This window comes from Allobosea sp. 10L417 (assembly GCF_056395485.1).
Window position 1 is genome coordinate 45052 of record NZ_JBFTJP010000011.1, and the last position, 24786, is coordinate 69837.

The 24786-nt window shown below is 67.0% G+C and carries 26 protein-coding genes; 16 read left to right on the plus strand and 10 right to left on the minus strand.

What is annotated here, in order from left to right; genetic code table 11:
* Positions 1-29: 29 nt before the first annotated feature.
* Positions 30-200: a DUF3309 family protein gene (locus AC1DE3_RS22695; protein WP_441513604.1), complete on the minus strand. Its 171-nt coding sequence runs from the start codon at positions 198-200 to the stop codon at positions 30-32.
* Positions 201-683: 483 nt separating this feature from the next.
* On the opposite strand from AC1DE3_RS22695, the gene mepA reads away from it, so the two are divergent.
* A complete protein-coding gene (gene mepA, locus AC1DE3_RS22700; protein ID WP_441513605.1) occupies positions 684-1622 on the plus strand; it encodes a penicillin-insensitive murein endopeptidase in 939 nt (312 codons plus the stop codon).
* An 8-nt stretch (positions 1623-1630) separates the two neighbouring features.
* Here mepA and AC1DE3_RS22705 read toward each other — a convergent pair whose 3' ends face one another.
* Positions 1631-2776, minus strand: a complete 1146-nt coding sequence (locus tag AC1DE3_RS22705) for an extensin-like domain-containing protein (RefSeq protein WP_441513606.1) — start codon at positions 2774-2776, stop codon at positions 1631-1633.
* A gap of 590 nt (positions 2777-3366) precedes the next feature.
* Entirely contained in the window at positions 3367-3666 is a 300-nt protein-coding gene (locus AC1DE3_RS22710) for a hypothetical protein (protein ID WP_441513607.1), read from the minus strand.
* A gap of 186 nt (positions 3667-3852) precedes the next feature.
* On the opposite strand from AC1DE3_RS22710, the gene AC1DE3_RS22715 reads away from it, so the two are divergent.
* From AC1DE3_RS22715 to AC1DE3_RS22725, 3 genes are all read left to right on the plus strand, one after another.
* A complete protein-coding gene (locus tag AC1DE3_RS22715) occupies positions 3853-4836 on the plus strand; it encodes a Tim44 domain-containing protein (protein ID WP_441513608.1) in 984 nt (327 codons plus the stop codon).
* A gap of 162 nt (positions 4837-4998) precedes the next feature.
* Positions 4999-5805, plus strand: a complete 807-nt coding sequence (gene dapB, locus AC1DE3_RS22720) for a 4-hydroxy-tetrahydrodipicolinate reductase (protein WP_441513708.1) — start codon at positions 4999-5001, stop codon at positions 5803-5805.
* Between the two features lie 2 nt (positions 5806-5807).
* A complete protein-coding gene (locus tag AC1DE3_RS22725) occupies positions 5808-6425 on the plus strand; it encodes an alpha-ketoglutarate-dependent dioxygenase AlkB family protein (RefSeq protein WP_441513609.1) in 618 nt (205 codons plus the stop codon).
* 63 nt (positions 6426-6488) lie between these two features.
* On the opposite strand, the gene AC1DE3_RS22730 is transcribed toward AC1DE3_RS22725, so the two are convergent.
* From AC1DE3_RS22730 to AC1DE3_RS22740, 3 genes are all read right to left on the minus strand, one after another.
* Complete coding sequence (locus AC1DE3_RS22730) at positions 6489-7103, minus strand: trimeric intracellular cation channel family protein (protein WP_441513610.1); 615 nt, start codon at positions 7101-7103, stop codon at positions 6489-6491.
* Positions 7104-7107: 4 nt separating this feature from the next.
* Entirely contained in the window at positions 7108-7707 is a 600-nt protein-coding gene (gene grpE / locus AC1DE3_RS22735; RefSeq protein WP_441513611.1) for a nucleotide exchange factor GrpE, read from the minus strand.
* Between the two features lie 114 nt (positions 7708-7821).
* A complete protein-coding gene (locus AC1DE3_RS22740) occupies positions 7822-10590 on the minus strand; it encodes a [protein-PII] uridylyltransferase (protein WP_441513709.1) in 2769 nt (922 codons plus the stop codon).
* A 421-nt stretch (positions 10591-11011) separates the two neighbouring features.
* On the opposite strand from AC1DE3_RS22740, the gene AC1DE3_RS22745 reads away from it, so the two are divergent.
* Together AC1DE3_RS22745 and AC1DE3_RS22750 are read left to right on the plus strand one after the other, a co-directional pair.
* A complete protein-coding gene (locus AC1DE3_RS22745) occupies positions 11012-11725 on the plus strand; it encodes an ATP-binding cassette domain-containing protein (RefSeq protein ID WP_441513612.1) in 714 nt (237 codons plus the stop codon).
* A gap of 42 nt (positions 11726-11767) precedes the next feature.
* Positions 11768-12277: an OsmC family protein gene (locus AC1DE3_RS22750; RefSeq protein WP_441513710.1), complete on the plus strand. Its 510-nt coding sequence runs from the start codon at positions 11768-11770 to the stop codon at positions 12275-12277.
* On the opposite strand, the gene AC1DE3_RS22755 is transcribed toward AC1DE3_RS22750, so the two are convergent.
* Positions 12278-13462, minus strand: a complete 1185-nt coding sequence (locus AC1DE3_RS22755; protein ID WP_441513613.1) for a DNA recombination protein RmuC — start codon at positions 13460-13462, stop codon at positions 12278-12280.
* Between the two features lie 113 nt (positions 13463-13575).
* On the opposite strand from AC1DE3_RS22755, the gene def reads away from it, so the two are divergent.
* The 3 genes from def to truA are packed head-to-tail and all read left to right on the plus strand — an operon-like array spanning position 13576 to position 15896.
* Positions 13576-14115 (plus strand): peptide deformylase, encoded by a 540-nt coding sequence (def, locus tag AC1DE3_RS22760; RefSeq protein ID WP_441513614.1) that lies wholly within the window; start codon positions 13576-13578, stop codon positions 14113-14115.
* A 57-nt stretch (positions 14116-14172) separates the two neighbouring features.
* Positions 14173-15102 carry a methionyl-tRNA formyltransferase gene (fmt, locus tag AC1DE3_RS22765; protein ID WP_441513615.1) on the plus strand — a complete coding sequence of 310 codons (930 nt, stop codon included), beginning with the start codon at positions 14173-14175 and terminating at the stop codon, positions 15100-15102.
* Positions 15103-15155: 53 nt separating this feature from the next.
* Positions 15156-15896 (plus strand): tRNA pseudouridine(38-40) synthase TruA, encoded by a 741-nt coding sequence (gene truA, locus AC1DE3_RS22770; RefSeq protein ID WP_441513616.1) that lies wholly within the window; start codon positions 15156-15158, stop codon positions 15894-15896.
* Positions 15897-15903: 7 nt separating this feature from the next.
* Here the strand turns inward: truA and AC1DE3_RS22775 are convergent, their stop codons facing one another.
* The 3 genes from AC1DE3_RS22775 to AC1DE3_RS22785 all read right to left on the minus strand — a co-directional run bounded on the left by AC1DE3_RS22775 (position 15904) and on the right by AC1DE3_RS22785 (position 18320).
* Positions 15904-16488, minus strand: a complete 585-nt coding sequence (locus AC1DE3_RS22775; protein WP_441513617.1) for a hypothetical protein — start codon at positions 16486-16488, stop codon at positions 15904-15906.
* A 68-nt stretch (positions 16489-16556) separates the two neighbouring features.
* On the minus strand, positions 16557-17768 hold the full coding sequence (gene dapE / locus AC1DE3_RS22780; RefSeq protein ID WP_441513618.1) for a succinyl-diaminopimelate desuccinylase: 1212 nt from the start codon (positions 17766-17768) through the stop codon (positions 16557-16559).
* Positions 17769-17888: 120 nt separating this feature from the next.
* Positions 17889-18320, minus strand: coding sequence for a hypothetical protein (locus AC1DE3_RS22785; protein ID WP_476852798.1), 432 nt, complete (start codon positions 18318-18320; stop codon positions 17889-17891).
* Positions 18321-18554: 234 nt separating this feature from the next.
* Between AC1DE3_RS22785 and AC1DE3_RS22790 the strand changes: the two genes are divergently transcribed.
* The 7 genes from AC1DE3_RS22790 to ptsN all read left to right on the plus strand — a co-directional run bounded on the left by AC1DE3_RS22790 (position 18555) and on the right by ptsN (position 24672).
* Positions 18555-19169, plus strand: coding sequence for a ribonuclease D (locus AC1DE3_RS22790; protein ID WP_441513620.1), 615 nt, complete (start codon positions 18555-18557; stop codon positions 19167-19169).
* A 158-nt stretch (positions 19170-19327) separates the two neighbouring features.
* Positions 19328-20104, plus strand: a complete 777-nt coding sequence (lptC, locus tag AC1DE3_RS22795) for an LPS export ABC transporter periplasmic protein LptC (RefSeq protein ID WP_441513621.1) — start codon at positions 19328-19330, stop codon at positions 20102-20104.
* Between the two features lies 1 nt (position 20105).
* The gene (locus AC1DE3_RS22800) at positions 20106-20804 is read left to right on the plus strand and encodes an LptA/OstA family protein (RefSeq protein ID WP_441513622.1); all 699 of its coding nucleotides are present in this window, start codon (positions 20106-20108) and stop codon (positions 20802-20804) included.
* Positions 20805-20861: 57 nt separating this feature from the next.
* The gene (lptB, locus tag AC1DE3_RS22805; RefSeq protein ID WP_441513711.1) at positions 20862-21710 is read left to right on the plus strand and encodes an LPS export ABC transporter ATP-binding protein; all 849 of its coding nucleotides are present in this window, start codon (positions 20862-20864) and stop codon (positions 21708-21710) included.
* A gap of 162 nt (positions 21711-21872) precedes the next feature.
* Positions 21873-23405, plus strand: a complete 1533-nt coding sequence (rpoN, locus tag AC1DE3_RS22810) for an RNA polymerase factor sigma-54 (protein WP_441513712.1) — start codon at positions 21873-21875, stop codon at positions 23403-23405.
* Between the two features lie 130 nt (positions 23406-23535).
* The gene (gene hpf / locus AC1DE3_RS22815) at positions 23536-24120 is read left to right on the plus strand and encodes a ribosome hibernation-promoting factor, HPF/YfiA family (RefSeq protein WP_441513623.1); all 585 of its coding nucleotides are present in this window, start codon (positions 23536-23538) and stop codon (positions 24118-24120) included.
* Positions 24121-24204: 84 nt separating this feature from the next.
* Positions 24205-24672 (plus strand): PTS IIA-like nitrogen regulatory protein PtsN, encoded by a 468-nt coding sequence (gene ptsN, locus AC1DE3_RS22820; protein ID WP_441513624.1) that lies wholly within the window; start codon positions 24205-24207, stop codon positions 24670-24672.
* The last annotated feature ends 114 nt before the right edge of the window (positions 24673-24786 follow it).

The window sequence follows — 24786 nt, forward strand, 5'->3', positions numbered from 1 at the left end:
GTCGCGTTCCCTGCCGAACACAGGCGTACCTACGCTATCGGCGCACCGCCAATGGCTCCGAGCAGCCACAGGATCAGCACGATGACGAGCACGAGGCCGAGCACGCCGCCGAGGCCGGCGGTGCCGTAGCTGCGGTGGCCATAATACCCGCCGCCGCCGAGCAGCAGGATGACGAGCAGGACGATCAGAAGGGTGGACATGGCAATCTCCCGTAAATCGGCGCCCCTGCGGGGCGCGGTCTAGCGGGAAACGCTGTCCGGAAACCGCCGGTTCCGAAGAGATGCCCCAGGGATTATTCGGCCTTGATGCCGGCATCCCGGATCAGGCCGCCCCATTTTCTTCATTTCGGATTGCGGGGAGCTGGCCGTTTCCGCCTGGCTCCGGTCGGCGCGTTCGGGGAGCAGATCCATCTTCGACCTGGCGGCGGGGTCGGCGATCGCAGATTGGTGTCAGCCTGGATCGTCGCAATGATCGACGGCGGCGTCTTCGCTGGGCGAACAGCGCGAGCCAGGAGAATGCGTCGAAGCCCGGCACCGTCTCCGCGTCGGGCGTAAATTCCGGCGCGGTCGGCGCGCGCCTGAGAGCGTGCTCTGCGCCGCGTTGCCCCAAGGCTGCAATCCGTCGCGCCGCTTGTCCAGCTATCGTGCTTGACCGCCGTCGAAGGTCGCGGCGATTCTGCAGCCATGCACAACACCTCCCGAATCGCTGCCCTGCTTGCGTCGTTGGTTCTCCTGCCGGCCGCCAGCCTTGCACAGTCGACCGCCGATCAGGAGGCGAAGACGCGGGCCGCCAACATCGCCGCCTATCCTGACGCTGCTCGCGCGCTCTTCGGCCAGAAGACCACGCCGGCCAGCATGCAGGCGCGCGCCATTGGCTCCTATGCCCGCGGCTGCCTCGCGGGCGCCGAATCTTTGCCGGTCGATGGGCCGAGCTGGCAGGTGATGCGGCTCAACCGCAACCGCAACTGGGGCCATCCGGTCCTGATCGATTATCTCGAAAAGCTCGCCCGCGACGTGCCTCGCATCGCCGGCTGGCCGGGCCTTCTCGTCGGCGATATGTCACAGCCGCGCGGTGGTCCGATGCTCACCGGCCATGCCTCGCACCAGATCGGGCTCGATGCCGATGTCTGGCTGACGCCGATGCCGAAGGGCCGGCTCGATCGGGAGGAGCGCGAGAACATGCCGGCGGTCAACATGGCCCGTTCCGACTGGCGCGACGTCGATCCGCGCAACTGGACCCCGGCGCATACCCGCCTGATCAAAGCCGTTGCGGCCGAGCCCCGGGTCGAGCGCATCTTCGTCAATCCGGCGCTCAAGGTCGCGCTTTGCCGCGAGGCTGGAGCCGACAAAACATGGCTCGAGAAGGTCCGGCCGATCTGGGGCCACAACTATCACTTCCACATCCGCATGGCCTGCCCGGCCGGCATGGCGAGTTGCCAGGGGCAGGAGCCGCCGAATTTCGGCGATGGCTGCGGGGCGGAGCTGAGCGGCTGGGTCGAGCGCCAGCGCCAGGCGATCTTCAACCCGCCCAAGCCCAAGCCGGGTCCGAAACCCAAACCCAAGCCGCCCATGTCGCTCGATGCCCTGCCGCCGGAGTGCCGGCAGGTGCTCGTCTCGCCCTAGGTCTGGCCTCAGCGCCTCGCCGTGGTGCGCCCGGAGCTGTAGGCGAAGGGGTCGCGCTCGGGGCTGATCGGCAGAGCCTCCTCGGAGCCCTGCTGGTCGACGACGCCCCCGCCGCCGCCATCGCCGAGAACGGCCTCCTCCTCCGAGGGCTCGACCGCACCGGGCAGCGTGAGCGGCCCGCGCGCCTCGCTCGGTAAGGGCTGGGGCTGAAAGCGCCCTTGCCGCTGCCGCGCGTCGTATTGGTCCAGGAAGCGCTGCTGTGCGTCGAGGCTGTGGTCCTGGCCCCGCCCGTTGTTCGCGACCGGGTAGCCACCCTGCACGGCTCCGGGCGGCCGCAGGCCGTCGCTCGGCTGGCGCAGCAGAGGCCCGGCGGCATAGGCAGTGGCGGCCGGTGCGTTGCCGCGCTGAGACGCCGGAGCGTTCTGCGCCGAGGAGTAGGGCCTGGCCGGGTCCGGCGGCGGCAGGTTGTAGTTCGGGGTGTACTTGATGATCGGCTTGCAGATGTGCCGGCCCTTGGCGTGGCGGGCGAGGTCGATGTGGAGGTGGTCATAGTGCATCGGATCGGCGCCAGGGCCGAGTACCGTGCCGAAATAGGTGCAGGCGCCGACGAAGATCTCGCGCAGGAAGTTCTGTTCCTCGGGCGAGCCGCGCCAGCCATCCTTGACGGTGACGACGCGGCTGTCGTTCAGCCGGAAGGAGAAGACGTCGACGGCATTGCCATAGGCGTGCTCCGACGTGCGCGTCGTATAGGTTCCGTTGTTCATCGCGCGACAGGAATAGGAGCCGGCGCGGATCTCGATGACCTGCGCGCCGAGGATGTTCATGGCGGCGGGCTGCACGATCTCGGCGAACCATTGGTCGGTGGTCGCCACGACAGGGCAGGCGAGCAGGGCAGGGCTCGTCAGGCTGACGCTGCCGCTCTGCAGGGCCGTCACCTTCAGCGGCTGTTGCATGCCGCAGATTCCGGGGCCGTCGATCGCCTTGCCACGCAGGCTGACATAGCTCGAAATCTGCACCTGGCCGGCGGCCATGCAGGTTGCTTCCGCCTGGTCGCGCCAGGGAGCGCGCTGCGGCTTCTGGAATTTGCCGCAGCCGGCCAGGCCGGCTGCGGCGGCCAGTCCCAGTGCGATGAGGGCGAGTTTTGCGCGTCGCATGACCTATCAAATGCGAAGCGTTTGGTGAACGGTTTCTCAACCGGCTGCGCCCCGGCCGCCACAGCCCGATTAACTTTGGCGGGGTGGTGAATCGGTCCTTAATTCGGGCTGCGCGCGCGTTAACTATGGGCTCCCTGTGCCGCCCGGCCGAGGTTCTCAGTTGCGGTGAAGATCAGCCGGCTAGGCCCGGTGGACAAACGTGGCGCCGGCAAGGCGAGGGGCATGGCAAGACGTTTCCGTGACGTTTTGTCTTGCGAAATATCCCCAAATCTAATCAACGCTTTAAGTAAGTTTTAAGGGTGATCTAGCCTCCGCCGTCGCGCGGCCACGGTCTCGCCCCCTTGCGGCCCCCGTCAGTTCTGCTAGCTTCCGCGACAGGTCAATGACAGGAGGAGGGTGTGATGAGTATCACGCTACGTCTCGACCGATGGATCATGGGTGCGGCCTTCGTGTTCATGATGGCGATCGTTCTGGGAGCGTTCTGACGAGGTCAGTCTCGAAGTCGCTAGGACCACAAGAGCCATGAGAAGCGACGCCGCCGGGAAATCCCGGCGGCGTTTTTGTTTCGATGCCGCTGTCCCGCCCGCGCGTCAGCTTTCGGGGCAGGGGGTCTCGGTGATCTGCCAGGACATCATGTTGACCACCCTTCCGCAGGTCGCCAGCCGGCTGCCCTGGGTCGTCCGAATGCAGGAGTTCGATCCTTCCGCGATCTTGCGGCCGTTGTTCCAGCAGAAGCAGAGCGGTTCCGGCGCCTGCGCGAGGCGTGGCGGATCGAGCGCTATGGCCGGCTCGGCGGCGGCGGCCGCCTCGCTGATCAGAAGCAGCACAGCGAGGGCGAGCAGCCAGCTCAACGCCCTGTGTCGGTGAGGCCTCGGTCCGGATCCGGTCATGGCACTCTCCCTGCGTGGCGGGATGGCGCTGGAGTTTACCACGCAGGCCCGATCACGACGAATAATTATGCACTGATTTGAAAGAGTAAGAGATTTCAGTCTGTTAGCCGGGCGAGGGCTTGCGTGGATCGCGATCGCTCTCCATATTCGGAGCCGGTGGGCCCATGGAGGGCTCCGGGAGGAACAATGTCTCTGATTTCGCTCGCCCGTCGTGGACGTGCCGTCGCCCTGGTAGTCGGGGCCCTGATGCTCGTGCCGCTCGTTGCCGAAGCCCGTCCGGGCGGCGGCCGCAGTTCGGGCGGCCGGGGGTCGTTCACCAACAGCGCGCCGCCTGCGACGAATACGACGCCGGGTGGCGCCCAGCCGTTCCAGCGTACCGCTCCTCCGTCCTCGCCGGCGTCGCCCTCTATGGCTGGCCCCTCTGCCGGTGCGGCTGCGGCGCAGGCCGCCCGTCCGTCCTTCGCCCGCAACATGATGATGGGCATCGGCGCCGGCCTGCTCGGCGCCGGCCTGTTCGGCCTGCTCTCCGGCTCCGGCTTCTTCGGCGGTCTGGCCTCGCTGGCCGGCATGCTCGGCTTCCTGCTGCAGATCGCGCTGGTCGCCGGCATCATCATGCTCGCCATCCGCTTCTTCCGTCGCCGCTCCGAGCCGCAGCTCGCCGGCGCGGGCGCGCCCTATGCCCGTCAGGGCTATGATGCGCCCCAGCCTGCCGCGGCCCGCATGGGCGGCTTCGGCGGAGGCGCTGCCGCGGCGCAGCCCCAGCCGATCGAACTTACCGGCGAGGACTTCAACAGCTTCGAGCGTCTGCTCGGGGAGATCAACACCGCCTATTCGAACGAAGATGAGGCTGGCCTGCGCCAGCGCACCACGCCGGAAATGTTCGGCTATTTCGACGAAGACCTGACGGCGAATGCCCGCCGCGGCGTCGCCGACCGCGTCTCCGACGTCAAGCTGCTGCAGGGCGACCTGTCGCAGGCCTGGCACGAGGGCGATGCCGACTATGCCACCGTCGCGATGCGCTTCAGCCTGGTCAACGCGCTCTACGATCGCAAGAGCGGCCAGGTCGTCGAGGGCAACCCGGCGCAGACCCAGGAGGTCAAGGAATACTGGACCTTCCTGCGCGAGCGTGGCGGCGCGTGGAAGCTCTCGGGCATCCAGCAGGCGGCCTGATCCGCTATCGCGCGAGAAACCAGAGCGGCCGGGGCAACCCGGCCGTTTTGCTTTGCGCGGCTTTCGGGTGTTGCGCTGGCGGAGGTCGGCTTATTGCGATACTGGCCAAGTCATGGCGTCTTTGCCGTCGAAGGAGCCCGGAGCCTGCCTGCCATGAGTGACATGCGTCTCGTTGTCGTCGGAGCCGCCGGGCGCATGGGGCGGATGTTGATCCGTACCATCGCGCAGGCCGAAGGCTGCCGGCTGGTGGCGGCCATCGAGCGGCCGGGCTCCGCTGCCCTTGGAACGGATGCGGGCGTGCTCGCCGGTCTGCCTCCGCTCGGCATTGCCGTGACGAGCGATGCCGCCGCCGCCTTCGCCGCTGCGGATGGCGTGCTCGATTTCACAGCGCCGGAAGCGACAATGGCCTTCGCCGATCTCGCTGCCGAGGCCGGCATCCTGCATGTCGTCGGCACGACCGGGCTGGAGCCTGCGCATCTTGCCCGGCTGGCCGATGTCGCGCGCCGCACCCCGATCATCCGCTCCGGCAATATGAGCCTCGGCGTCAACCTGCTGGCGGCGCTGGTGCGCAAGGTCGCGGCGACCCTGGGCACGGACTGGGACATCGAGATCCTCGAGATGCATCACCGCATGAAGGTCGATGCGCCCTCAGGTACGGCGGTGCTCCTTGGCGAGGCGGCCGCGGAAGGCCGCGCCGTCGATCTGGCGCAGCATCGCGTCGCCGTGCGCGACGGCATCACCGGCGCACGCGAGCCCGGCACGATCGGCTTTGCCGCCCTGCGCGGCGGCACGGTGGTCGGCGATCACAAGGTGATCTTCGCCGGCGCGGGCGAGCGGCTCGAACTTGCCCATGTCGCCGAGGATCGCAGCCTGTTCGCACAGGGGGCGGTCAAGGCCGCGCTCTGGGGGCGAGGGAGGGCGCCCGGTCTCTACTCCATGGCCGACGTGCTCGGCCTCGATACGCTCTGACCATGACCCGCCTCGTCGTAGCGCCGGGCGTCGTCCATTGGCCGGACAAGCTCGCGCCGGTGGAGCAGGCGGCGCTGCTGGCGGAGCTGCGCGCGGTAGCCCGCAAGGCACCGTTCTTCCAGCCGCGCATGCCGAAGACGGGCAAACCCTTCTCGGTGCGGATGACCAATTGCGGCCCGCTCGGCTGGGTTTCCGACAGCAGCGGCTATCGCTATCAGCCGGAACACCCGGAGACCGGTGAGCCCTGGCCGATCATGCCGGCGCCTTTGCTGGATCTGTGGAGCGAACTCTCCGGCTATCCTCATCCGCCGGAGGCCTGTCTCGTCAATTTCTATGCGAGCAACGCGAAGATGGGGCTGCATCAGGATCGCGACGAGCAGGAGTTCGATGCCCCGGTCCTCTCGGTCTCGCTCGGCGACGCCGCGATCTTTCGCATCGGCGGCACGGAGCGCGGCGGCAAGACCACCTCGCTCAAGCTGTCCTCCGGGGATGTGCTGCTCTTCGGCGGCGAGGCGCGGCTCGCCTATCACGGCATCGACCGCATCCTCTCCGGCTCCTCGACGCTTCTGCCGGAAGGCGGGCGGATCAATCTGACGCTCAGGCGCGTGACGAAGCCCTGACCCGGAGCGTTTCGCGTGAGGCGGATGCCGGGACGTGCGAAGAAAACACGATAAAACAAAGGCCTAGAGTTTTCCGGGCAGGCCCGGGAATGCCCAGCCCCACAGCAGCGAACCGGCCCTGAGCCCGAATCCGGCTGTCAGGCCGCCCAGCATGACGACCGCGGTCGGAACGCCGAGCCCCACCAGCAGGGCAGTGACGGCCGCTCCGGCTGTCGCCGCGGTGACATAGAAATCGCGGCTCCAGAGCACCATCGGCCTGTCGCCGGCCAGAATGTCGCGCAGGATGCCGCCGAAACTGGCGGTCATGGCCCCGAGCGCCACGGCTGACAGGACCGGCGCGCCGGCCGAAAGTCCCTTGAAGGTGCCGATGACGGCGAAAAGGGAAAGCCCGGCCGCGTCGGCCCAGATCAGCACCTTGCGGCCGGCCCAGCCCTCGAGGAGCCCGGGCCGGAAATAGGCCGTCGTCCAGGCGCTGAGCGCCACCACGACGCAGACCGCGACATCGGACGGGTCGTTCACCCAGAACGCGCTGTTCCCGAGCAGGACGTCCCGCAACGTGCCGCCGCCGGCGCCGGTCACGGTCGCCAGCAGGATGAAGCCGAAGGGGTCCATCCCCTTGCGGGCCGCGACGATCGCGCCGGTCAGCGCGAAGATGGCGACGCCGGCAGCCTCGAACACGGCGTCAGTGCTTGGGTGCGTCGCCGGCCGGCGGTTCCGCAGCCTTCGGCGCGCCGGCCGAGACGCCGACCAGCGCCGGGCGCAGGACGCGCTCGCCGATCTTGTAGCCGACCTGCACCACCTTCGAGACGAGGCCCTTGGCGATCGCGGCGTCGGGCGCCTCGAACATAGCCTGGTGCAGGTGCGGGTCGAACTTCTCGCCCTGCGGGTCGATACGGCGCACGCCGTGACGTTCCAGCGTTTTCAGCAACTCGCGCTCGGTCAGCTCGACGCCTTCATGCAGTGCCTTGGTGGCGGCGTCGGCCGTCGTCAGGGCTCCCTCCGGCATGCTTTCCAGGGCGCGCCGCAGATTGTCCGAGGAGCCGAGCATGTCGCGCGCGAAGCTCGTCACCGCATAGGCCTTCGCATCGGCGATCTCGCGCTCGGTGCGGCGGCGCAGATTCTCCATCTCGGCCAGGGTGCGCAGCAGCTTGTCCTTGAGGTCGTCGCGCTCGGCCTGGAGCTTCGCGACCAGGGCTTCGGTGCCCTCGGTGGCCGCGGCCTGCTCGGGGGCATCGGCCGCGGCTTCGAGATTGGGGTCTTGCGTCGCAGGGTTCTGCGTCATTGTGTCTTCAGGTCCCTTTGTCTGGCTGGCTGCGCCGCTCCTTGCCGAGCCGGGGCCGGTCACGTCGGGGCGCTGCCGCGTTCGTGCCGGATATCGGCCTTATAGCCCGTTAAATCAAGCGCGAGCTGGCATTTTGACCTTGGTGGGTGCCGGCTTCTCGGCCTCGAGCGTGAAGACGTCGAGCAGCGCCTTGCGGATCGAGAGCTGCCGTCCTGTCGAGACGATCTTTGCATGGGTCAGGTCGGTGACGTAGAACACGTCGACCGCCTTCTCGCCGAAGGTCGCGATATGGGCCGAGGCGATATTAAGGTTGAGCTTTCCGATTGCGGTGGTGAGATCGTAGAGCAGCCCCGGTCGGTCGAGGCCGGAGACCTCCAGCACGGTGTGGCGCGTCGAGAGCACGTTGTCGATGATGACCTCGGGCTGCACCTGGAAGGTCTGGCCGCGGGGCGGCGGCGCCCGGCGCTGGGCCACCAGATCGGCGATCTTGATCTCGCCCTTCAGCGCCCGCTCGATCGCAGCCGCGATCCGCTCGGCGCGGCGCAGTTCGTCGTCATCGCGATCGAAGGCGCGCGAAACCGAGATGGTATCGAGCACGAGCCCGTCGCTGGTGGTGAAGATCTGGGCGTCGACGATGTTGCCGCCGGCCGCCGCGCAAGCCCCGGTGACGATGGCGAGCAGCCGCGGATGGTCGGGCGCGAGAACGGTAAGCTCGGTGACGCCGCGGAACTGGTCGGTCTCGACGATGGTCGCGGTGGTCCGCCCTGCCTGCTCGGCCTCGCGCAGGAAGCGGGCGTGCTTCTCCTGGCGGTCGGGATCGACCTTGATCCAGTAGGCCGGGTAATGGCGCGCAATATAGGCGTCGCGCTCCTCGCTGCTCCAATCCGCCAGGCGCTGGCGCAGCGCGTCCTGCTTCACGGTGACCCGTGCCTTGCGCTCGACGGCCGAATGGCCGCCGGCCAGCACGAGCTCGGTCTCGTAATAGAGCGTGCGCAGCAACTGGCCCTTCCAGCCGTTCCAGACGCCGGGGCCGACTGCCTTGATGTCCGCCACGGTGAGAACGAGCAACAGCTTCAGCCGCTCCAGGGTCTGCACCGTCGCCGCGAAGCTCTCGATCGTCTTGGGGTCGCCGAGGTCGCGGCTCTGCGCCACGGTCGACATGTCGAGATGGTGCTCGACGAGCCACGCCACCGTCTCGGTCTGGGCGCTGGTCAGGCCGAAGCGCGGGCCGAGCTTGCGCGCGATGCGGGCACCGGCAAGCGAATGGTCGTCCGGCCGCCCCTTGGCGATGTCGTGCAGGAACAGCGCGACATAAAGCGCGCGCCGGTTGGCGATGGTCGGCATGATCTCGTTGGCGAGCGGGTGCTCCGCCTCGAGCGCGCCGGCATCGATCTCGGCGAGAACGCCGATCGCCCGGATCAGATGCTCGTCCACCGTATAGTGGTGGTACATGTTGAACTGCATCATCGCCACGACGCGTCCGAAATCCGGGATGAAGCGGCCGAGCAGGCCGGATTCGTTCATGCGACGCAGCACAACCTCCGGCGAGCGCCGGGCGGTGAGGATTTCGAGGAAGATGCGGTTGGCTTCCGGGTCGTTGCGCAAGCCCGGCGTCACCAGCCTCAGCGATTGCGTCACCAGACGGCTTGCGCCGGGGTGGATCGCGAGATCCTCGCGGCTGGCGATTTCGTAGAGCCTGAGCAGATTGACCGGATCACGTTCGAAGGCGCTGTCGTCGATGACGTTGAGGCGCTGGCTCGTCAGTTTGAAGTCGCGATGGCCGAGGGAGCGTTCGCGCTTGCGCTTCGCCAGTGTGTCGAACAGCCGCGAGAGCGTCGCGCGCGGCTTCTGCTGGCGCGCTTCCAGCGCGGCGCAGACGATGGCGGTGAGGTCGCCGACATCCTTGGCGATCAGGAAGTAGGCCTTCATGAAGCGCTCGACGGGGGCTTGGCCGCTGCGGCCGACATAGCCGATGGCGGCGGCGACCTGGCGCTGCAGGTCGAAGGAGAGCCGCTCCTCGGCGCGCCCCGTGATGAAATGCAGCCAGCAGCGCACGCGCCAGAGGAATTCCTCCGACCGCTGGAACATCTGCAGCTCGTCCTCGTCGAAGAGCCCGGCCGCGACCAGCTCGCGCACGTCGTCGACGCGGTAGGAGTATTTGGCGATCCAGAACAGCGTGTTGAGATCCCGCAGCCCGCCCTTGCCGTCCTTGACGTTCGGCTCGACCAGATAGCGGGAGGCGCCGGCCCGTTGCACCCGCGTCTCGCGTTCGGCGAGCTTCGCCTCGGTAAAGGCGGCGGCCGTGCCCTCCACCACCTCGGCATTGAAGCGACGAGTCATCTCGTCGAACAGCGCCCGGTCGCCCACCAGGAAGCGCGCTTCCAGCAAGGCCGTGCGGATCGTCATGTCCGCCCGCGCTTCGCGCACGCAATCGTCGATCGAGCGTACGGAATGGCCGACCTTCAGCTTCAGGTCCCAGAGCGGGTAGAGCATGGATTCGACCACGCTCTCGCCCCAGGCCGTCTGCTTGTGCGGGAAGAGGAAGAGCAAATCCACGTCGGAGCCCGGCGCCAGCGTGCCGCGGCCATAGCCGCCGACGGCAACGACCGCGATCCGTTCCGATTGCGAGGGGTTGTCGGCCGGATAGAAATAAGAGGCCGCGGCCTTGTGCAGCCCGATGACGACGGCATCCATCACCGCCGAGAGCCGGTGCGCGCAGGCGAGGCCGCCGCGCGGACCCGTCAGGATTGCCTTGGCCGAAACCCGGCCGTCGTCGAGCAACTGCCGCAGCCCGGCCACGAGCAACTGCCGCTTCTCCGCCTTGTCCTTGCGCCGTGCCGCCTCGAACAGCTTCGCGATGCCCGCCTCCGGGTCGTGCAACATGTCGGAGAGGGCGAGCGTGGGCGTTGTGGAGGAGGCTGTCACGTGGGCACGGTTCCGTCGTCTGGGGCTGTTCTAGCACGCGTGGAAAGGGGACGAGAGGGTTAAAATCCACGGATGCTTCCTGGTGATTGGCCAATTGACGGTCGTGATTGTGTTGTTTGACAAGCAGAACGATCGGACCTGAAAGGCGGATGCGCGTCCTTGCGCGACGAGGCCCCGCATCAGGAAAAGGCGGCCGAAAATGCCGGCATGTGGCGGTGAGTATCGTTTGACAAAAAGGACAATCGGACCTTAGAAGAGGACACGCGCCGATTTGAGCCTCAGCTTGCGGGCGCGAAACAAATGCAGCTAAAGCGCGGGAACGACGGGACGGCCCGATGCCGTCTGCGCTCCTTCCGCCTTGTTATGGATGGAGCCAGCGATGTCGGCCGCTCTTCACGATTTCTCCCGCTCTCCCGAATACGCTCCGCCGCGCCCCAGGGCTGGCGAGGTCGTCGCCCTGCTCGGTGCGCCGGAGGTGCGTGGGGCGGCGCTGCGAGCATTCGCCGGTCTGCGGGGCGATGAGGAAGCGGCGATACCGACGACTGAGATCGGCCTGCTCTGCGCCCGGCCGCGCTTCTTTCCCTGGCTCGATCTGACCGAGAACCTGGCTTTTGTCCTCCCGAATGTGACGCCGTTCGAGCGCGAGGGCCTGATCGCCAATGTGCTGGTTCGCCTCCGCCTCTCCGGGCAGGCGAAGCAGCGGCCCGCTGCGCTCTCGCCCGAGGAGCTGCTTCGGCTCGCCATCGCCCGCCTCTTGCTGGTCAGACCGCGGCAGCTGCTGATCGACGAGCCCTTTGCGGCGCTCGATGCCGATGCGCGCGTTCGGCTCACCGCCTTCCTGCCGGAACTTTGTATGCAAGCGCGCCCCGCCGTCGTCATCGCCACGGGCTCCGTCGAGGAGGCCCTGCGCCTGGCCGATCGCATCCTCGTCCTGCCGCGGCAGCCGGGGCCGGTCGCTTTCAACCTCGACAATCTGCTGGCGCGTCCGCGCGAGGAGGGCTCCGTCGGCTTCGTCACCTTGCGTCGCGAATTGCGCCGGGCGCTCGAAAAGGAAAGCCAGCCCGCCGTGCCGCAGGTGGAGGCGGCGGCCTGAAGCGGCTACAAGCCGGCTGACCGGTTCAGAAGGATCACGATGATGGACGTCACCGCGCTGCGTGCCTTGCAGGCTCCTCTCAAGGACGAATACCGCACCAATCCTGAGGCTGCGGTCATCACGCTCAAGGCCCATGGCGAGCTCGACGATCAGCGCATCGCCTGCAAGGTCGAGACGGGCCGGGCTATCGCGCTCGCCGGCCTGCATCCCGCCTCAGGCGGCTCGGGCGCCGAGCTCTGCTCCGGCGACATGCTGCTGGAGGCGCTGGTCGCCTGCGCCGGTGTGACGCTGAAGGCGGTAGCCACCGCCCTCGAGATCGAGCTGAAGAAGGGCGTCGTCCGGGCCGAGGGCGATCTCGATTTCCGTGGCACGCTCGGCGTCGCCAAGGATGCGCCGGTCGGCTTCCAGGCCATCCGCCTCTTCTTCGACGTCGAGAGCGACGCGCCGCAGGAGAAGCTCGACACGCTGCTCAAGCTCACCGAGCGCTACTGTGTCGTTTTCCAGACGCTGAACGTGAAACCTGAGCTTTCGGCGGTGCTCAGCCGCGGCTGATCACTCCGCCGCGGCCTTCAGCTCCAGCCCCTTGGCGAAGGGCAGCTTGGGCTCGCTTTTCTCGTCCTCGAAATCGAGCGCGCCGATCTTCTCGGCGCGGCTGGTGACCTTGCCGGCCGAGGTTTTGATCTGGCCGACATCGTCCTGCGCCTGGCGGAAATGGGTATCGAGCTTGTCGACCCGCTCGCCCAGCCGGCGGACGTCGTCGAGCAGCTTGCCGACCTCGGTCTGGATGACCTGCGCCTCTTCCCGCATGCGCGCATCGCGCACCAGCGACTGCATCAGCTGGATCGCCAGCGCCAGCAGCGAGGGCGAGACGATCATCACCCGCGCCCGGTGCGCGCGCTGCACGACATCGTCGAAATGCTCGTGCAGGTCGGCATAGATCGATTCCGACGGAACGAAGAGCAGCGCGACATCCTGCGTCTCGCCGGGCAGGAAATAGCGTTCGGCGATATCCTTCACATGCACGCCGACATCGCTGCGCACGCGCTGGCCGGCGGCCTTGCGTGCGTCGTCGCCGCGTGCCTCGCGCAGCAGCGTGAAGCTCTCCAGCGGGAACTTGGCGTCGATGACGAGGCCGCGCCCGTCACCCGGCAGGGTCACGAGGCAGTCCGGCCGGCGCCCGTTCGAAAGCTGCGGCTGGAACGTGAAGAAGGCGGCGGGCAGGCCGTCGCGGACGATCGCTTCCATCCGGCCCTGGCCATAGGCCCCGCGCGCCTGCTTGTTGGCGAGCACGTCCCTGAGCGTCACCACTTCGGAGGTCAGGTCGGTCAGGTTCTTCTGGGCGGTGTCGATGACCGCGAGCCGCTCCTGCAGCTTGCCGAGGCTTTCGGTGGTCTGGCGGACATTTTGTTCGAGGCCCTGGCCAACCTTGTGGCTAAGCCCGTCCATCCGGTCGGCTACGAGCCGGGCAAGATCGCCCTGCCGCGTCGAGAGGATTTCGGCCATGGACTGCATCCGGCCGGCGAGTTCCGCCTGCTGGCGGTTCATCTCCGCGACCTTGTCGTCCATTTCGCGGGCGCGCTCGGCCGCCATCGCGACCTCAATCGCGCGGCTCCTGCCGCCACGCCAGCCGGCGATCACGGCCATGAGCAGGAGCACAAGGCTCAGGGCTGCGAAGCCGAGGGCGGCTTCGGCCCAGCTCACCGGGCGCTCCAGCAGGGTGAAGGCGATCTCGTTCATGCGCCGAGCCTAGCCGATTCGATGAGCAATGGCGAACGAAAGCGGAACAGTTTGACCGCTTGCCCACAAATGCTTATGTCCCGGGCTCAACAGCTCTTTCTCCTTGGAATCCCATGTCCGTTCGCCCGCTCGTCATCCTGCCCGACGCCCAGCTTCGCCTTGTTTCGAAGCCGGTCGCGGCTGTCACGCCCGAAATCAAGGCGCTGGTCGCGGACATGTTTGAGACGATGTACGACGCACCGGGCATCGGGCTCGCCGCCATCCAGATCGGCGTGCCGCTGCGCGTGGTGACGATCGACCTCTCGAAGCCGGAGGCGAAGGAGGGCGAGGAGCCGGAACCGAGAAAGCCGCAGGTCTTCATCAATCCGGAGGTCACCTGGTCCTCGGAGGAATTCAACGTCTATGAGGAAGGCTGCCTCTCGATCCCGGAATATTACGAGGAGGTCGAGCGTCCCGCAGAGGTGAAGGTCCGTTATATGGATCTCGACGGCAAGACGCTGGAGATCGCAGCCGATGGCCTGCTCGCCACCTGCCTGCAGCACGAGATCGACCATCTCGATGGCGTGCTCTTCATCGATCATCTCTCGCGGCTGAAGCGCGAGCGCGTCACCAAGAAATTCGCCAAGGCGGCCAAGCGCGAGCGGGCTGCGTAATCGGCAGGCTGTTTCATTCTTCCGGTGCCATGCCGGAGCTGAGGTAAAGTCGAGCGTATGAGTTTGCGCGTCATTTTCATGGGCACGCCGGATTTCGCCGTGCCGGTCCTGACCGAGATCGTCGGGCAGGGGCATGAGGTCGTCTCCTGCTACACCCGCGCCCCGGCGCAGGCCGGCCGCGGCCTCGATCTCAAGCCCTCGCCTGTGCACAAGGCGGCGGAGCGCTTCGGCATCCCGGTCTTCACGCCCGCGACGCTGAAGACGCCGGAGCAGGCCGAGATCATCGCCTCGCATCAGGCCGATGTCGCCGTCGTTGTCGCCTATGGCATGATCCTGCCCCAGGCGATCCTCGATCTGCCCGAGCTCGGCTGCCTCAACCTCCATGCCTCGCTGCTGCCGCGCTGGCGCGGCGCGGCGCCGCTCCAGCGCGCGATCATGGCCGGCGATGCCGAAACCGGCGTCTGCGTGATGAAGATGGAGGCGGGGCTCGACACCGGCCCTGTCGCCATGGTCGAGACGCTGCCGATCGGGCCCGACCTGACCGCCGGCGAACTGCACGACCAGCTCAGCATCCTCGGTGCCGATCTGATGGTGCGCGCACTCGCGGCGCTGGGCCGCGGCGGCCTGCAGTTCACGCCGCAGCCGGAAGAAGGCGTCACCTATGCCGCCAAGATCACCAATGCCGAGGCCAAGCTGAACTGGACGCTGCCGGCGCAACTGGTGCATGACCGGGTGCGCGGCCTCTCGCCCTTCCCGGGCGCCTTCGCCGAGATCGACCTCGGCAAGGGGCCGGAGCGGCTGAAGATCCTGCGCACGGCGCGCGCTGGCGGCGCGGCCGAGCCGGGCACGCTGCTCGATGACGAGGGCACCGTCGCCTGCGCCGTCGGGGCGGTGAAGCTGCTGCAGGTCCAGCGCGCCGGAAAGGCGCCGATGAGCGGGGCCGAGTTCCTGCGCGGCGCGCGGCTCGGGGCCGGCGACAAGCTTTAACGGAGCGGGCCGTTGTCCAAAAACCGCTTCGCACTTTTTGGCGGCCAGCTCTGATGCCGCGCTATAAGCTCGTCATCGAATATGACGGCACGCCGTTTTCGGGCTGGCAGCGCCAGGCGAGCGACCCGTCCGTGCAGCAGCGCGTCGAGGAGGCGGTCGAGGCCTTCTGCGGCCACCCCGTCCGGCTGCACTGCGCCGGGCGCACGGATGCCGGCGTCCACGCCACGCATCAGGTCGCCCATGTCGATATCGACAGGGAATGGCGGACCGACGTCGTACGCGATGCGAGCAATGCCCGGCTGAAGGCGCGCTTCCCGGTCAGCGTGCTCAGCGCCGAGATCGTCCCCGATGATTTCGACGCCCGCATTTCGGCAAAGCGCCGCTACTACATCTACCGCATTCTCGACAGGCGGGCGCCGCCCGCTCTCGATCGCGGCCGCGTCTGGCACGTTCCGGTGAAGCTCGACCACGAGGCGATGGACCGCGCCGCCAAGTCTCTGCTTGGAAAGCACGATTTCACGACCTTCCGCGCTGCCGAATGCCAGGCCAACAGCCCGATCCGTACGGTCGACCGGCTCGATGTCCGGCGCGAGGGCGCGGAGATCGTGGTCTACGCCCACGCCCGCTCCTTCTTGCATCATCAGGTCCGCTCGATCGTCGGCAGCCTGAAGATGGTCGGGGCGGGACGCTGGCCCGAGGAGAAGCTCGGCCAGATCCTGGCGGCGCGCGACCGTGCGCAATGCGCCGCCCTCGCGCCGTCCTGCGGGCTCTACCTCGCAGGTGTAGACTACTGAGACGGGCTCAGAACAGGCTGAACAGCCGAATCACGCCATAGTCGAGCACGATGCTGGCGATGACCAGCGGCAGCGCGATGCTGTGCCCTTCCGGGCCAAAGGCCGCACGCGCCACGCAATAGCGCAAGCGCAGCACGATCGCCGCGAAGAATGCCGCCTGCACCAGCGCCAGCTCCGGTGTCGACCACCCCAGCGCGAAGACGGCGGCGGGCACCGCCATGAGGCTGGCCGAAACGATGCCGGCCCAGTTCCAGGCGATGACGAAACTGGTGAACCGCGGCGCCTGCGCAAGCTCCGGGCGCAGCGCGATCAGCAGGGCCGGCACGGCGAGGATGGCGAGGCAGAGCGCGCCAATCACCGCCAGCACGAGCTCAGGCACGGTGAAGAGGCCGGCGCTGTTCGGCAGGCCGGCGAACAGGCGGGCCGCGGCGAGGATCGCGACGGTCGCCGGCAACATCAGCGCGAAGGCGAGGAAGGAGCGCCAGAAGCCGTCGCGGCTGAGGTCGAGTTCGGCAAGCGCTTCAGTGCCGCGGGTCATCAGATGCCAGGAACCGCGCAGCGAGCGCGCGATGTCGTCGGCGGCAAGCCTCATCACGATCTCCATTATCTGCGTTCTTAGACTTTCGTCTAACGGCGATAATGGCTCGCAGTTCCGGCGCGTCAAGCTTTATGTTGCGCTGCAAAATAGCTGGCGAGTAACCGATGCGTGATCCGCTCCAGTGCAGCGAGGTCGGCGACGGCCACGCTTTCGTCGATCTGGTGCATCGTCTTGCCGACGACGCCGTACTCGACGACAGGGCAAAAGCTTTTGATGAAGCGCGCGTCGGATGTGCCGCCGGTCGTCGACAGGGCGGGGGGCTTGCCGGTCTCGGCTTCGACGGCATCGCCGACCATCGCCACGAACGGGCCGGGCGCGGTCAGGAAGGCGACGGCGTTGGTCGGCTGGAAGCCGACCTCGTAGCGCACGGTGTTGCCCGCGGCCTCGTGCAGACGCCGCTCGATCTCGGCTGCGAGCGTCTCGGGCGTCCAGACGTCGTTGAAGCGGATGTTGAAGACGGCCCTGGCCTGGGCGGGGATGACGTTCGACGCGGGGTTGCCGACATCGACCGTCGTGACTTCGAGATTGCTCGGGTCGAAATGCTCCGTGCCGGTGTCGAGCGGCCCGGCGTCGAGCGCCGCCAGCAGCCGGACCATGCCGCGGATCGGGTTATCGGCGAGGTGCGGGTAGCCGACATGGCCCTGGATACCATGGACGGTGATCTGGCCGGTCAGCGAGCCGCGCCGGCCGATCTTGATCATGTCGCTCATCGTTGCCGGGTTGGTCGGCTCGCCGAGGATGCAATGGTCGAAGCGCTCGCCACGCTCATGCGCCCAGGCCAGCAGCTTCACCGTGCCGTTGACGGCGGGGCCCTCCTCGTCGCCTGTGACCAGAAAGGCGATGGAGCCGGGCGCATCGGGGTTCTCGCGGCGATAGCGGATCGCCGCCGCAACCATGGCGGCGAGGCCGCCCTTCATGTCGCAGGCGCCGCGCCCGTAGAGGGTCCCGTTCTCGATTGCGCCGTCGAAGGGCGCCCGTGTCCAGGCCGCCTCGTTGCCGACGGGCACGACGTCGGTATGTCCGGCGATGACGAAGACCGGGGCCTCGCTGCCGATGCGGGCATAGAGATTCTCGACATCCGGTGTGCCCGGCTCGCTGAAGACCGGGCGGTGGACTTCATAGCCTTCGGCCGTGAGCACGGCGGCGAGCAGGGCGAGCGCGCCGCCTTCCTGCGGCGTGACGGAGGGACAGCGCACCAGCGCCTGCGTCAGCGCGACCGGATCGGCGGGATCGAAGGAAAGGGCAGGGGCAGAGGCGGAGGGCGTCGTCGTCATGCCGCCGCTTTAAAGCATCGGACCAAAAAGTGGAATCGGCTCTTCGAAGAGATCCGATGCTCCGACAAAGAGTTAGATCGCACTTCCGGGCCGGCAGGACGCGCCGAGATCCGGCGCGCTTCAGGCTGAGCGGGAGCCGGCCTCGACGGCGACCAATGCCCCCGCCGGCCCGTCCTTGGCCGAAGGCATCAGGCCGAGATCGATGAAGGCGACCACCCAGGCGATGGTCGAGATCGCTTCCAGCGAAGGCCGCCAGCCGAGTGGCATGTAGAGACGCAGGTGCTCCGGCAGCACGATCGCGCAGATCAGCAGGATGCCGAAAAGCGGGCTGCCGCCCCGGTCAGTGGCGCGCTTGGCGGCCAGCGCCACCCAGGGAAACATAGCAAAAGCGTTTGTGAAGGCAAGGACGGTTCGCGCGATCTGGGGATCCGTCAGTTGGGGCAGGATCCGCTGCAAGGCAAGCAGAGTGAACGCGACGGCGGCGCTGCCGAGCCAGAAGGCCCGCAGGCCGATGCGGCCATCGAGATCGCAGAAAAGGCGAATCGGGGACATGCGTCGTGCTCCATTGTCACTCTTGTCGCATGCCTCAACGAAAGCTTGAAGCTTATAGTGAATAAAAGGTTAACGATAGGGTCGGCCAGTTGTGCCAAATCAGAAAGGGCTTGAACCAGCCATACGAGGCCGCTAGCTGCGGAAGGCGTGCCGCTCCGGCGCGGTCTGCTGCCGTTCCATTCCCGTGAGTACCGTTTAAGGGCGCCTCAGCGCGGCCCGAGTGAGGTTTCGAGCATGACCATCCGTTTTCATCGCGGCGATCTGCCTGACGGCTACGAGGCCGGTTCGAGCGTTGCGATCGACACCGAGACGCTCGGCCTCAACCCGCATCGCGATCGGCTCTGCGTGGTTCAGCTCTCGCGTGGCGACGGCACGGCGGACGTCGTCCAGATCCTGAAGAGTGGCGAGCGGCCCAAGAACCTGATCCGCCTGCTCGAAGACCCGGCCGTGCTGAAGCTCTTCCACTTCGCGCGCTTCGACGTGGCCGTGTTGCGCCACGCTTTCGGCGTGGTAACGGCCCCGGTCTACTGCACCAAGATCGCCTCGAAGCTGGTCCGCACCTATACGGATCGCCACGGCCTGAAGGATCTGGTGCGGGAGCTACTCGGCGTCGAGCTCTCGAAGCAGCAGCAATCCTCGGATTGGGGTGCGGACACGCTCAGCGAGGCCCAGCTCGCCTACGCCGCCTCCGACGTGCTGCATCTTCACGCGCTCCACGCCAAGCTCGAGGCGATGCTGGCGCGCGAGGGCCGCAGCCATCTCGCCCAGGCCTGCTTCAACTTCCTGCCTTACCGCGCCGAGCTCGATCTGGCCGGCTGGGGCGAGACCGACATTTTCGCTCACACTTGACAATTTCGAAGGGTTCTTGCGTCAGTCTGCGGCGAAGACTGGCGCGAGGGGCGCGCCCGTCCGGTCTGGAGCGGGCGGCGCGGGGGCGCGTTGCGGTTCGCCCTAGCGACACGAAAAAGCCGTGAGCGGCTGCCATTGCGCGGGGCATGACTGTGGCAATGACCTTGAACGACCCGGCGGGAAGGATTTCCGCGCAGGCGCTGAGCCGTCGCGCGGCGTTTGCCGCGGCGCGTCGCCACACCCGGGCCGTTCACATCCTGCGCACGCTTATTCCCCTGACCGCAGTGACGCTGGTGGTCGCGCTGGTCGTCGTCCCCTTTCTCAACCCGCTCCGCGGCAAGCTCGCCAATGTCTCGGTCAGCTCGGTCGGCATCACCGGCGGCAAGGTGCGGATGGAGACGCCCAAGCTCTCCGGCTACCGCAAGAATAACCGGCCCTATCAGGTCACGGCCGAGAATGCCTTTCAGGAGATCAAGAACCCGACCCAGATCGAGCTTCAGATCCTGACCGCACGCATCCAGATGGAGCGGGAGGGCTGGGTGACGGTCAATGCGAAGACAGGCCTGTTCGACACCCAGAAGGAAAAGCTCAAGCTCGTCGACGATGTGAAGGTTCGGACCGAGAGCGGCCACGACATGCAGATGAGGACGGCCGATGTCGACTTCAAATCCGGCGCCGTGACTTCGACGGAACCGGTCAAGGTCTCGCTCGGCGAGACGACTGTGGACGCCAACACGCTTGACGTGAAGAACAATGGCGAGTTGATCGCATTCGAGGGGCGGGTCCGGGTCTTCATCAGGAACGCGCCAGCAGGTACGATCGCCGGGCCCGAGCGCGAGGGCAGCACGCCGATGCCGGAACTGCTGAACGCGAATCGGGCTGCTCCGGCAGGCGACACGCCCGCCAACGATGCTGGCAACGGGAAGAGACAGTGACATGAGCACGGCAAGCCACAGTTTCCGTTTCGCCAAGGGGTTCCGCGGCGCCGCTCTGCTGCTGGCGGCGGGCGTGGTTTTGGCCGCGGCTCCGCAAACGGCGTTTGCGCAGGCCGCGCAGGGCAAGGCGCGCGGCGGCAATGCCTCGTCCCCGCTCGGCGGTCTCGGCGGCGACAGCAAGGAGCCCATCAAGATCGATGCTGACAAGCTCGATGTGCTCGACAAGGAGAACAAGGCCGTCTTCACCGGCAATGTCGTCGCGGTCCAGGGCGAGACCACGGTGCGCTGCACCGTGATGACCGTGCTCTATGAGGGACGCAATGGCGGGCAGGGAGGCGCCGGCGCTGCCAAGCCGGCAGCCGCGACTCCGGCCGCGCCGAACGGCAATGACAGCTCGATCAAGCGCATCCTCTGCAAGGGGCCGGTGACGGTCGTCTCCAAGACCCAGGCTGCGACCTCGGACAATGCCGAGTTCGACCGCGCAAACAATGTCGTGATCATGACGGGCAATGTCGCCTTGAATGACGGACCGAACATCACCCGCGGCGAGAAGCTGACCTACAATACGGTGACCGGCGTCGCGAATGTCGAGACCACCAAGGGCGGACGCGTCCAGGGCTTCTTCGTGCCGAACTCGGAAACGAACAAGCCGGACGCGACCAAGCCTGGCGCCAAGCCGGCCCCCAAGCCCACCAACTGAGCTCAACAAGCGACCGTGCCCGCAGTGACTGTCTCCGAAGCGCCTCGCCCCGCCGCCATGCCCGCACGCACCCAGGCTCCGAGTCCGGGTGGAGTCTTCGGCCGCCTGCGTGGGCTTTTTGGCAGCGGAAGGCGCGCCGCAGGCGAGGGTGCGATGCGCTCGACGGCCGCCGAGATCGGCGGGCCGGGGATTCTCGCAGTCAGCAATCTGCGCAAGAGTTATGGCGGCCGCACCGTGGTGTCGGACGCCAGCCTCTATCTGCGTCAGGGGGAGGCGGTCGGCCTGCTCGGCCCGAACGGCGCCGGCAAGACCACGATCTTCTACATGATCACCGGTCTGGTCGGGGCCGATTTCGGTGTCATTTCGCTCGAGGGCAACGACATCACCGGGCTGCCCATGTACCAGCGCGCCCGGCTCGGCATCGGCTATCTGCCGCAGGAGGCCTCGATCTTCCGCGGGCTCTCCGTTGAGGACAACATCCGCGCCGTGCTCGAGGTGGTCGAGCCTGACCGCAAGGCGCGCGAGCGTCAGCTCGACCAGCTGCTTGAGGAATTCACCATTTCGCGGCTGCGCAAGGCGCCGTCGATCGCGCTCTCCGGCGGCGAGCGCCGCCGCTGCGAGATCGCCCGCGCGCTCGCCGGAAAGCCCTCCTTCATCCTGCTCGACGAGCCCTTCGCGGGCATCGATCCGATCGCGGTGGGGGACATTCAGGCGTTGGTGCGCCAGCTGACCGACCGCGGCATCGGCGTGCTCATCACCGACCACAACGTCCGCGAGACGCTCGGCCTCGTCGACCGCGCCTATATCATCCATTCCGGCCGGGTGCTGACGGAAGGCTCGCCGGCCGAGATTATCGCCAATCCCGATGTCCGCCGTGTCTATCTCGGCGAGGATTTCCGCCTCTGATCGGCGGCGTCTGCCTCGATTTCCGTCGGTTTGTTGCGGTGCATCAAATTTCCTGCCTGCAAACGAGGCATGGGCTTTGACGCGGCGCTGAGCAGGCGCTAGGGTCTTCTCACAAGCAAGAAGCGTGCCGTGTGGCGCGCGATCGAGAAGGGCCTTTCGCGCATGGCGATGATGCCGCGCATGGAGTTGCGTCAGGGCCAGTCCCTGGTGATGACGCCGCAGCTGCTGCAGGCGATCAAGCTCCTGCAGCTCTCGCATCTGGAACTCCAGAACTTCGTCGACGGCGAGCTTGAGCGGAACCCGCTGCTCGAGCGGAACGACGGCCCGGAAGTCCCCCCAGGCGGCGGTGCGGAGGCCGAGAGCCCGCACGCCGCCGATCCCGAGAGCTTTGCCCGCGCCGAAAGCCTGCATACCCAGGAGGGCATGGAAGGCCGGCTCGGCACCGGCCTCGACAATGTCTTTCAGAGCGAGCAGCCGAGCGCGGCGCGCAGCGATTCAGGCGGCGCCGACAGTCTTCCGGTCATCGGCGGAGCCTATGGCTCCCGCGGCGGCTCCTTCGAAGACGGGCCCGAAGGCTTCGAGAGCGGGCTGACGGCGGAAGCCTCGCTGCACGACCATCTCAGTGCCCAGCTCGACCTCGCCGTCACCGACCCGGCAGAGCGCATCATCGGCCGGCACCTCATCGATGCGGTGGATGACAGCGGCTATCTCGCCGAACCCGTTCCGGACATCGCCGAACGTCTCGGCATCGGTATCGAGCGGGTGGAAGCCGTGCTGCGTATCGTCCAGAGCTTCGATCCATCGGGGGTCGCTGCACGCGACGTCGCCGAATGCCTCGCGATCCAGCTGCGAGACCGCGACCGCTTCGATCCGGCGATGCAGGCTCTGGTGGCGAACCTCCATCTCGTCGCCAAGCGCGATTTTGCCGCGCTGAAACGCGTCTGCGGCGTCGATGATGAAGATGTCGCCGACATGGTCGCCGAGATCCGCCGGCTCGATCCCAAGCCCGGTCGGGCCTTCGGCGGCGGGGCGGCGGAGACGGTCGTTCCGGATGTCTTCATCCGCGCCGCGCCCGATGGCTCCTGGCTGATCGATCTCAACCCGGACACCTTGCCGCGCCTGCTCGTCAATCAGACCTATCATGCCCGTGTTTCCAGGGCGGCGCGCAACGACGAGGAGAAGGCCTTCATCGCCGAATGCCTGCAGACCGCGAACTGGCTCACGCGTTCGCTCGAGCAGCGGGCACGCACGATCCTGAAGGTCGCCAGCGAAATCGTGCGCCAGCAGGACGGCTTTTTCGCCTATGGCGTCGAGCATCTGCGCCCGCTCAACCTTAAGACGGTCGCCGATGCCATCGGCATGCACGAATCGACCGTCTCGCGCGTCACCTCGAACAAGTACCTGACCTGCTCGCGCGGCGTCTTCGAGATGAAGTACTTTTTCTCGGCGGCGATCGCGGCGACCGGCTATGGCGAGGCGCATTCGGCCGAGGCCGTGCGCTTCCGCATCAAGCAGATGATCGACGACGAAAGTCCGGGCGACGTGCTTTCCGACGATGCCATTGTCACCAGGCTCAAGGCCACCGGCATCGACATCGCCCGGCGCACCGTCGCGAAATACCGGGAATCGCTGCGCATTCCTTCGTCGATGGAGCGTCGGCGGGAGAAGGTTGCGATGGCGGCCGCAGGGCGTTGAGCAATTTGGTTCCAAAACGCTGGCGCATCGGCGCCATGCTTCCCTTGTCACATTGACATCCCGGACTCGCGGTTCTTAGCTCTGGATGATGGCCAACCACTGGCCATGGCTAAACAAGGGGAAGCAGTCCATGAGCTTGCGAATCTCCGGCAAGAATCTCGATGTCGGCGAGGCCCTGCGCGGCCAGGCCGAAGAGCGGGTCGCTGCAGCCGTCAGCAAATATTACGAGGGCGGCTATCAGGGGCACGTCACGGTCGACAAGGACGGTACGGCCTTCCGCACCGACACCGTCATTCACCTCTCTTCGGGGATCACGCTGGAAGCCTCGGCCACCGCCCATGATGCCTATGCCAGCCTCGATAAGATGGCTGAGCGGATCGAGAAGCGGTTGCGACGCTACAAGCGCCGGCTGAAGGACCGTTCGACGGCCAACGGACGCGACGCCGGAATCGAAATCCCCAGCTATGTGATTGCGGCTCCGGATGACGATATCGAGGAGTTCGACGGTGTTTCCACCGGCGATCACCCGGTGACCGTGGCCGAAACCACCAAATCGCTGCATGTTCTGACGGTCAGCGATGCGGTCGCGGAGCTCGACATGACTGGTTCGCCCGTCATCGTCTTCCGCCATGCTGGCAATGGCCGGATGAACATCGTATACCGCCGCCGCGACGGTAATATCGGCTGGATCGACCCGCCGGCATCGCTGTCCTGAGGCCGGCGGGCGACCGCCCCGGCCCTCGAACCTGACCCATGCCGACGGCGTTTCGGCCGGCATGGGACATGCATGGACGGGCGAATGACGCTGACCGATCTCCTGAGCCCCGCCGCGGTGATTTCGCCACTACGGGCCAATGGCAAGAAGCAGGCTCTGCAGGAGCTTGCCCAGCATGCCGCCGCCCTGACGGGCTTGCCCGACCGCGAGATCTTCGAGGCGCTGCTCCAGCGTGAACGGCTCGGCTCGACCGGCATCGGCGACGGCATCGCCATCCCCCACGGTCGCATGCCGGGCATTGACCGCCTGGTCGGCCTGTTCGCCCGCACCGAAAAGCCGATCGATTTCGACGCGCTCGACGGCCAGCCCGTCGACATCATCTTCGTGCTGATCGCGCCGGAGGGCGCTGGCGCCGACCATCTCAAGGCGCTGGCCCGCGTTGCGCGCGTGCTTCGCAACCAGTCGGTGCTTGAGCAGGTCCGCAAGATTCGTGACCCCGCGGCGATCTACGCCATCCTTGCCGAGTCGGCCACTCAGGCTGCCTGCGCTTAAACTCATTAAAGACTGCTTGGACGACGCCGGTCGACGGGCTATGACGCCGGCCATACGGCGCCGCGCGTCCGGCTGGAGACCGTTCTGATCCACAGCGAGCCTGTCGGTGGAGCA

Excerpts from the sequence above, each read along its gene's own strand:
- lptC (WP_441513621.1), top strand. The coding sequence starts at position 19,328 with ATGACCTTGAACGACCCGGCGGGAAGGATTTCCGCGCAGGCGCTGAGC.
- fmt (WP_441513615.1), top strand. The coding sequence starts at position 14,173 with ATGAGTTTGCGCGTCATTTTCATGGGCACGCCGGATTTCGCCGTGCCG.
- truA (WP_441513616.1), top strand. The coding sequence starts at position 15,156 with ATGCCGCGCTATAAGCTCGTCATCGAATATGACGGCACGCCGTTTTCG.
- def (WP_441513614.1), top strand. The coding sequence starts at position 13,576 with ATGTCCGTTCGCCCGCTCGTCATCCTGCCCGACGCCCAGCTTCGCCTT.
- AC1DE3_RS22750 (WP_441513710.1), top strand. The coding sequence starts at position 11,768 with ATGGACGTCACCGCGCTGCGTGCCTTGCAGGCTCCTCTCAAGGACGAA.
- dapB (WP_441513708.1), top strand. The coding sequence starts at position 4,999 with ATGCGTCTCGTTGTCGTCGGAGCCGCCGGGCGCATGGGGCGGATGTTG.
- dapE (WP_441513618.1), bottom strand. The coding sequence starts at position 17,768 with ATGACGACGACGCCCTCCGCCTCTGCCCCTGCCCTTTCCTTCGATCCC.
- AC1DE3_RS22785 (WP_476852798.1), bottom strand. The coding sequence starts at position 18,320 with ATGTCCCCGATTCGCCTTTTCTGCGATCTCGATGGCCGCATCGGCCTG.
- hpf (WP_441513623.1), top strand. The coding sequence starts at position 23,536 with ATGAGCTTGCGAATCTCCGGCAAGAATCTCGATGTCGGCGAGGCCCTG.
- AC1DE3_RS22695 (WP_441513604.1), bottom strand. The coding sequence starts at position 200 with ATGTCCACCCTTCTGATCGTCCTGCTCGTCATCCTGCTGCTCGGCGGC.
- AC1DE3_RS22755 (WP_441513613.1), bottom strand. The coding sequence starts at position 13,462 with ATGAACGAGATCGCCTTCACCCTGCTGGAGCGCCCGGTGAGCTGGGCC.
- AC1DE3_RS22775 (WP_441513617.1), bottom strand. The coding sequence starts at position 16,488 with ATGAGGCTTGCCGCCGACGACATCGCGCGCTCGCTGCGCGGTTCCTGG.
- AC1DE3_RS22710 (WP_441513607.1), bottom strand. The coding sequence starts at position 3,666 with ATGACCGGATCCGGACCGAGGCCTCACCGACACAGGGCGTTGAGCTGG.
- AC1DE3_RS22715 (WP_441513608.1), top strand. The coding sequence starts at position 3,853 with ATGTCTCTGATTTCGCTCGCCCGTCGTGGACGTGCCGTCGCCCTGGTA.
- AC1DE3_RS22705 (WP_441513606.1), bottom strand. The coding sequence starts at position 2,776 with ATGCGACGCGCAAAACTCGCCCTCATCGCACTGGGACTGGCCGCCGCA.
- rpoN (WP_441513712.1), top strand. The coding sequence starts at position 21,873 with ATGGCGATGATGCCGCGCATGGAGTTGCGTCAGGGCCAGTCCCTGGTG.
- ptsN (WP_441513624.1), top strand. The coding sequence starts at position 24,205 with ATGACGCTGACCGATCTCCTGAGCCCCGCCGCGGTGATTTCGCCACTA.
- AC1DE3_RS22800 (WP_441513622.1), top strand. The coding sequence starts at position 20,106 with ATGAGCACGGCAAGCCACAGTTTCCGTTTCGCCAAGGGGTTCCGCGGC.
- AC1DE3_RS22725 (WP_441513609.1), top strand. The coding sequence starts at position 5,808 with ATGACCCGCCTCGTCGTAGCGCCGGGCGTCGTCCATTGGCCGGACAAG.
- mepA (WP_441513605.1), top strand. The coding sequence starts at position 684 with ATGCACAACACCTCCCGAATCGCTGCCCTGCTTGCGTCGTTGGTTCTC.
- grpE (WP_441513611.1), bottom strand. The coding sequence starts at position 7,707 with ATGACGCAGAACCCTGCGACGCAAGACCCCAATCTCGAAGCCGCGGCC.
- AC1DE3_RS22745 (WP_441513612.1), top strand. The coding sequence starts at position 11,012 with ATGTCGGCCGCTCTTCACGATTTCTCCCGCTCTCCCGAATACGCTCCG.
- lptB (WP_441513711.1), top strand. The coding sequence starts at position 20,862 with ATGCCCGCACGCACCCAGGCTCCGAGTCCGGGTGGAGTCTTCGGCCGC.
- AC1DE3_RS22790 (WP_441513620.1), top strand. The coding sequence starts at position 18,555 with ATGACCATCCGTTTTCATCGCGGCGATCTGCCTGACGGCTACGAGGCC.
- AC1DE3_RS22740 (WP_441513709.1), bottom strand. The coding sequence starts at position 10,590 with ATGTTGCACGACCCGGAGGCGGGCATCGCGAAGCTGTTCGAGGCGGCA.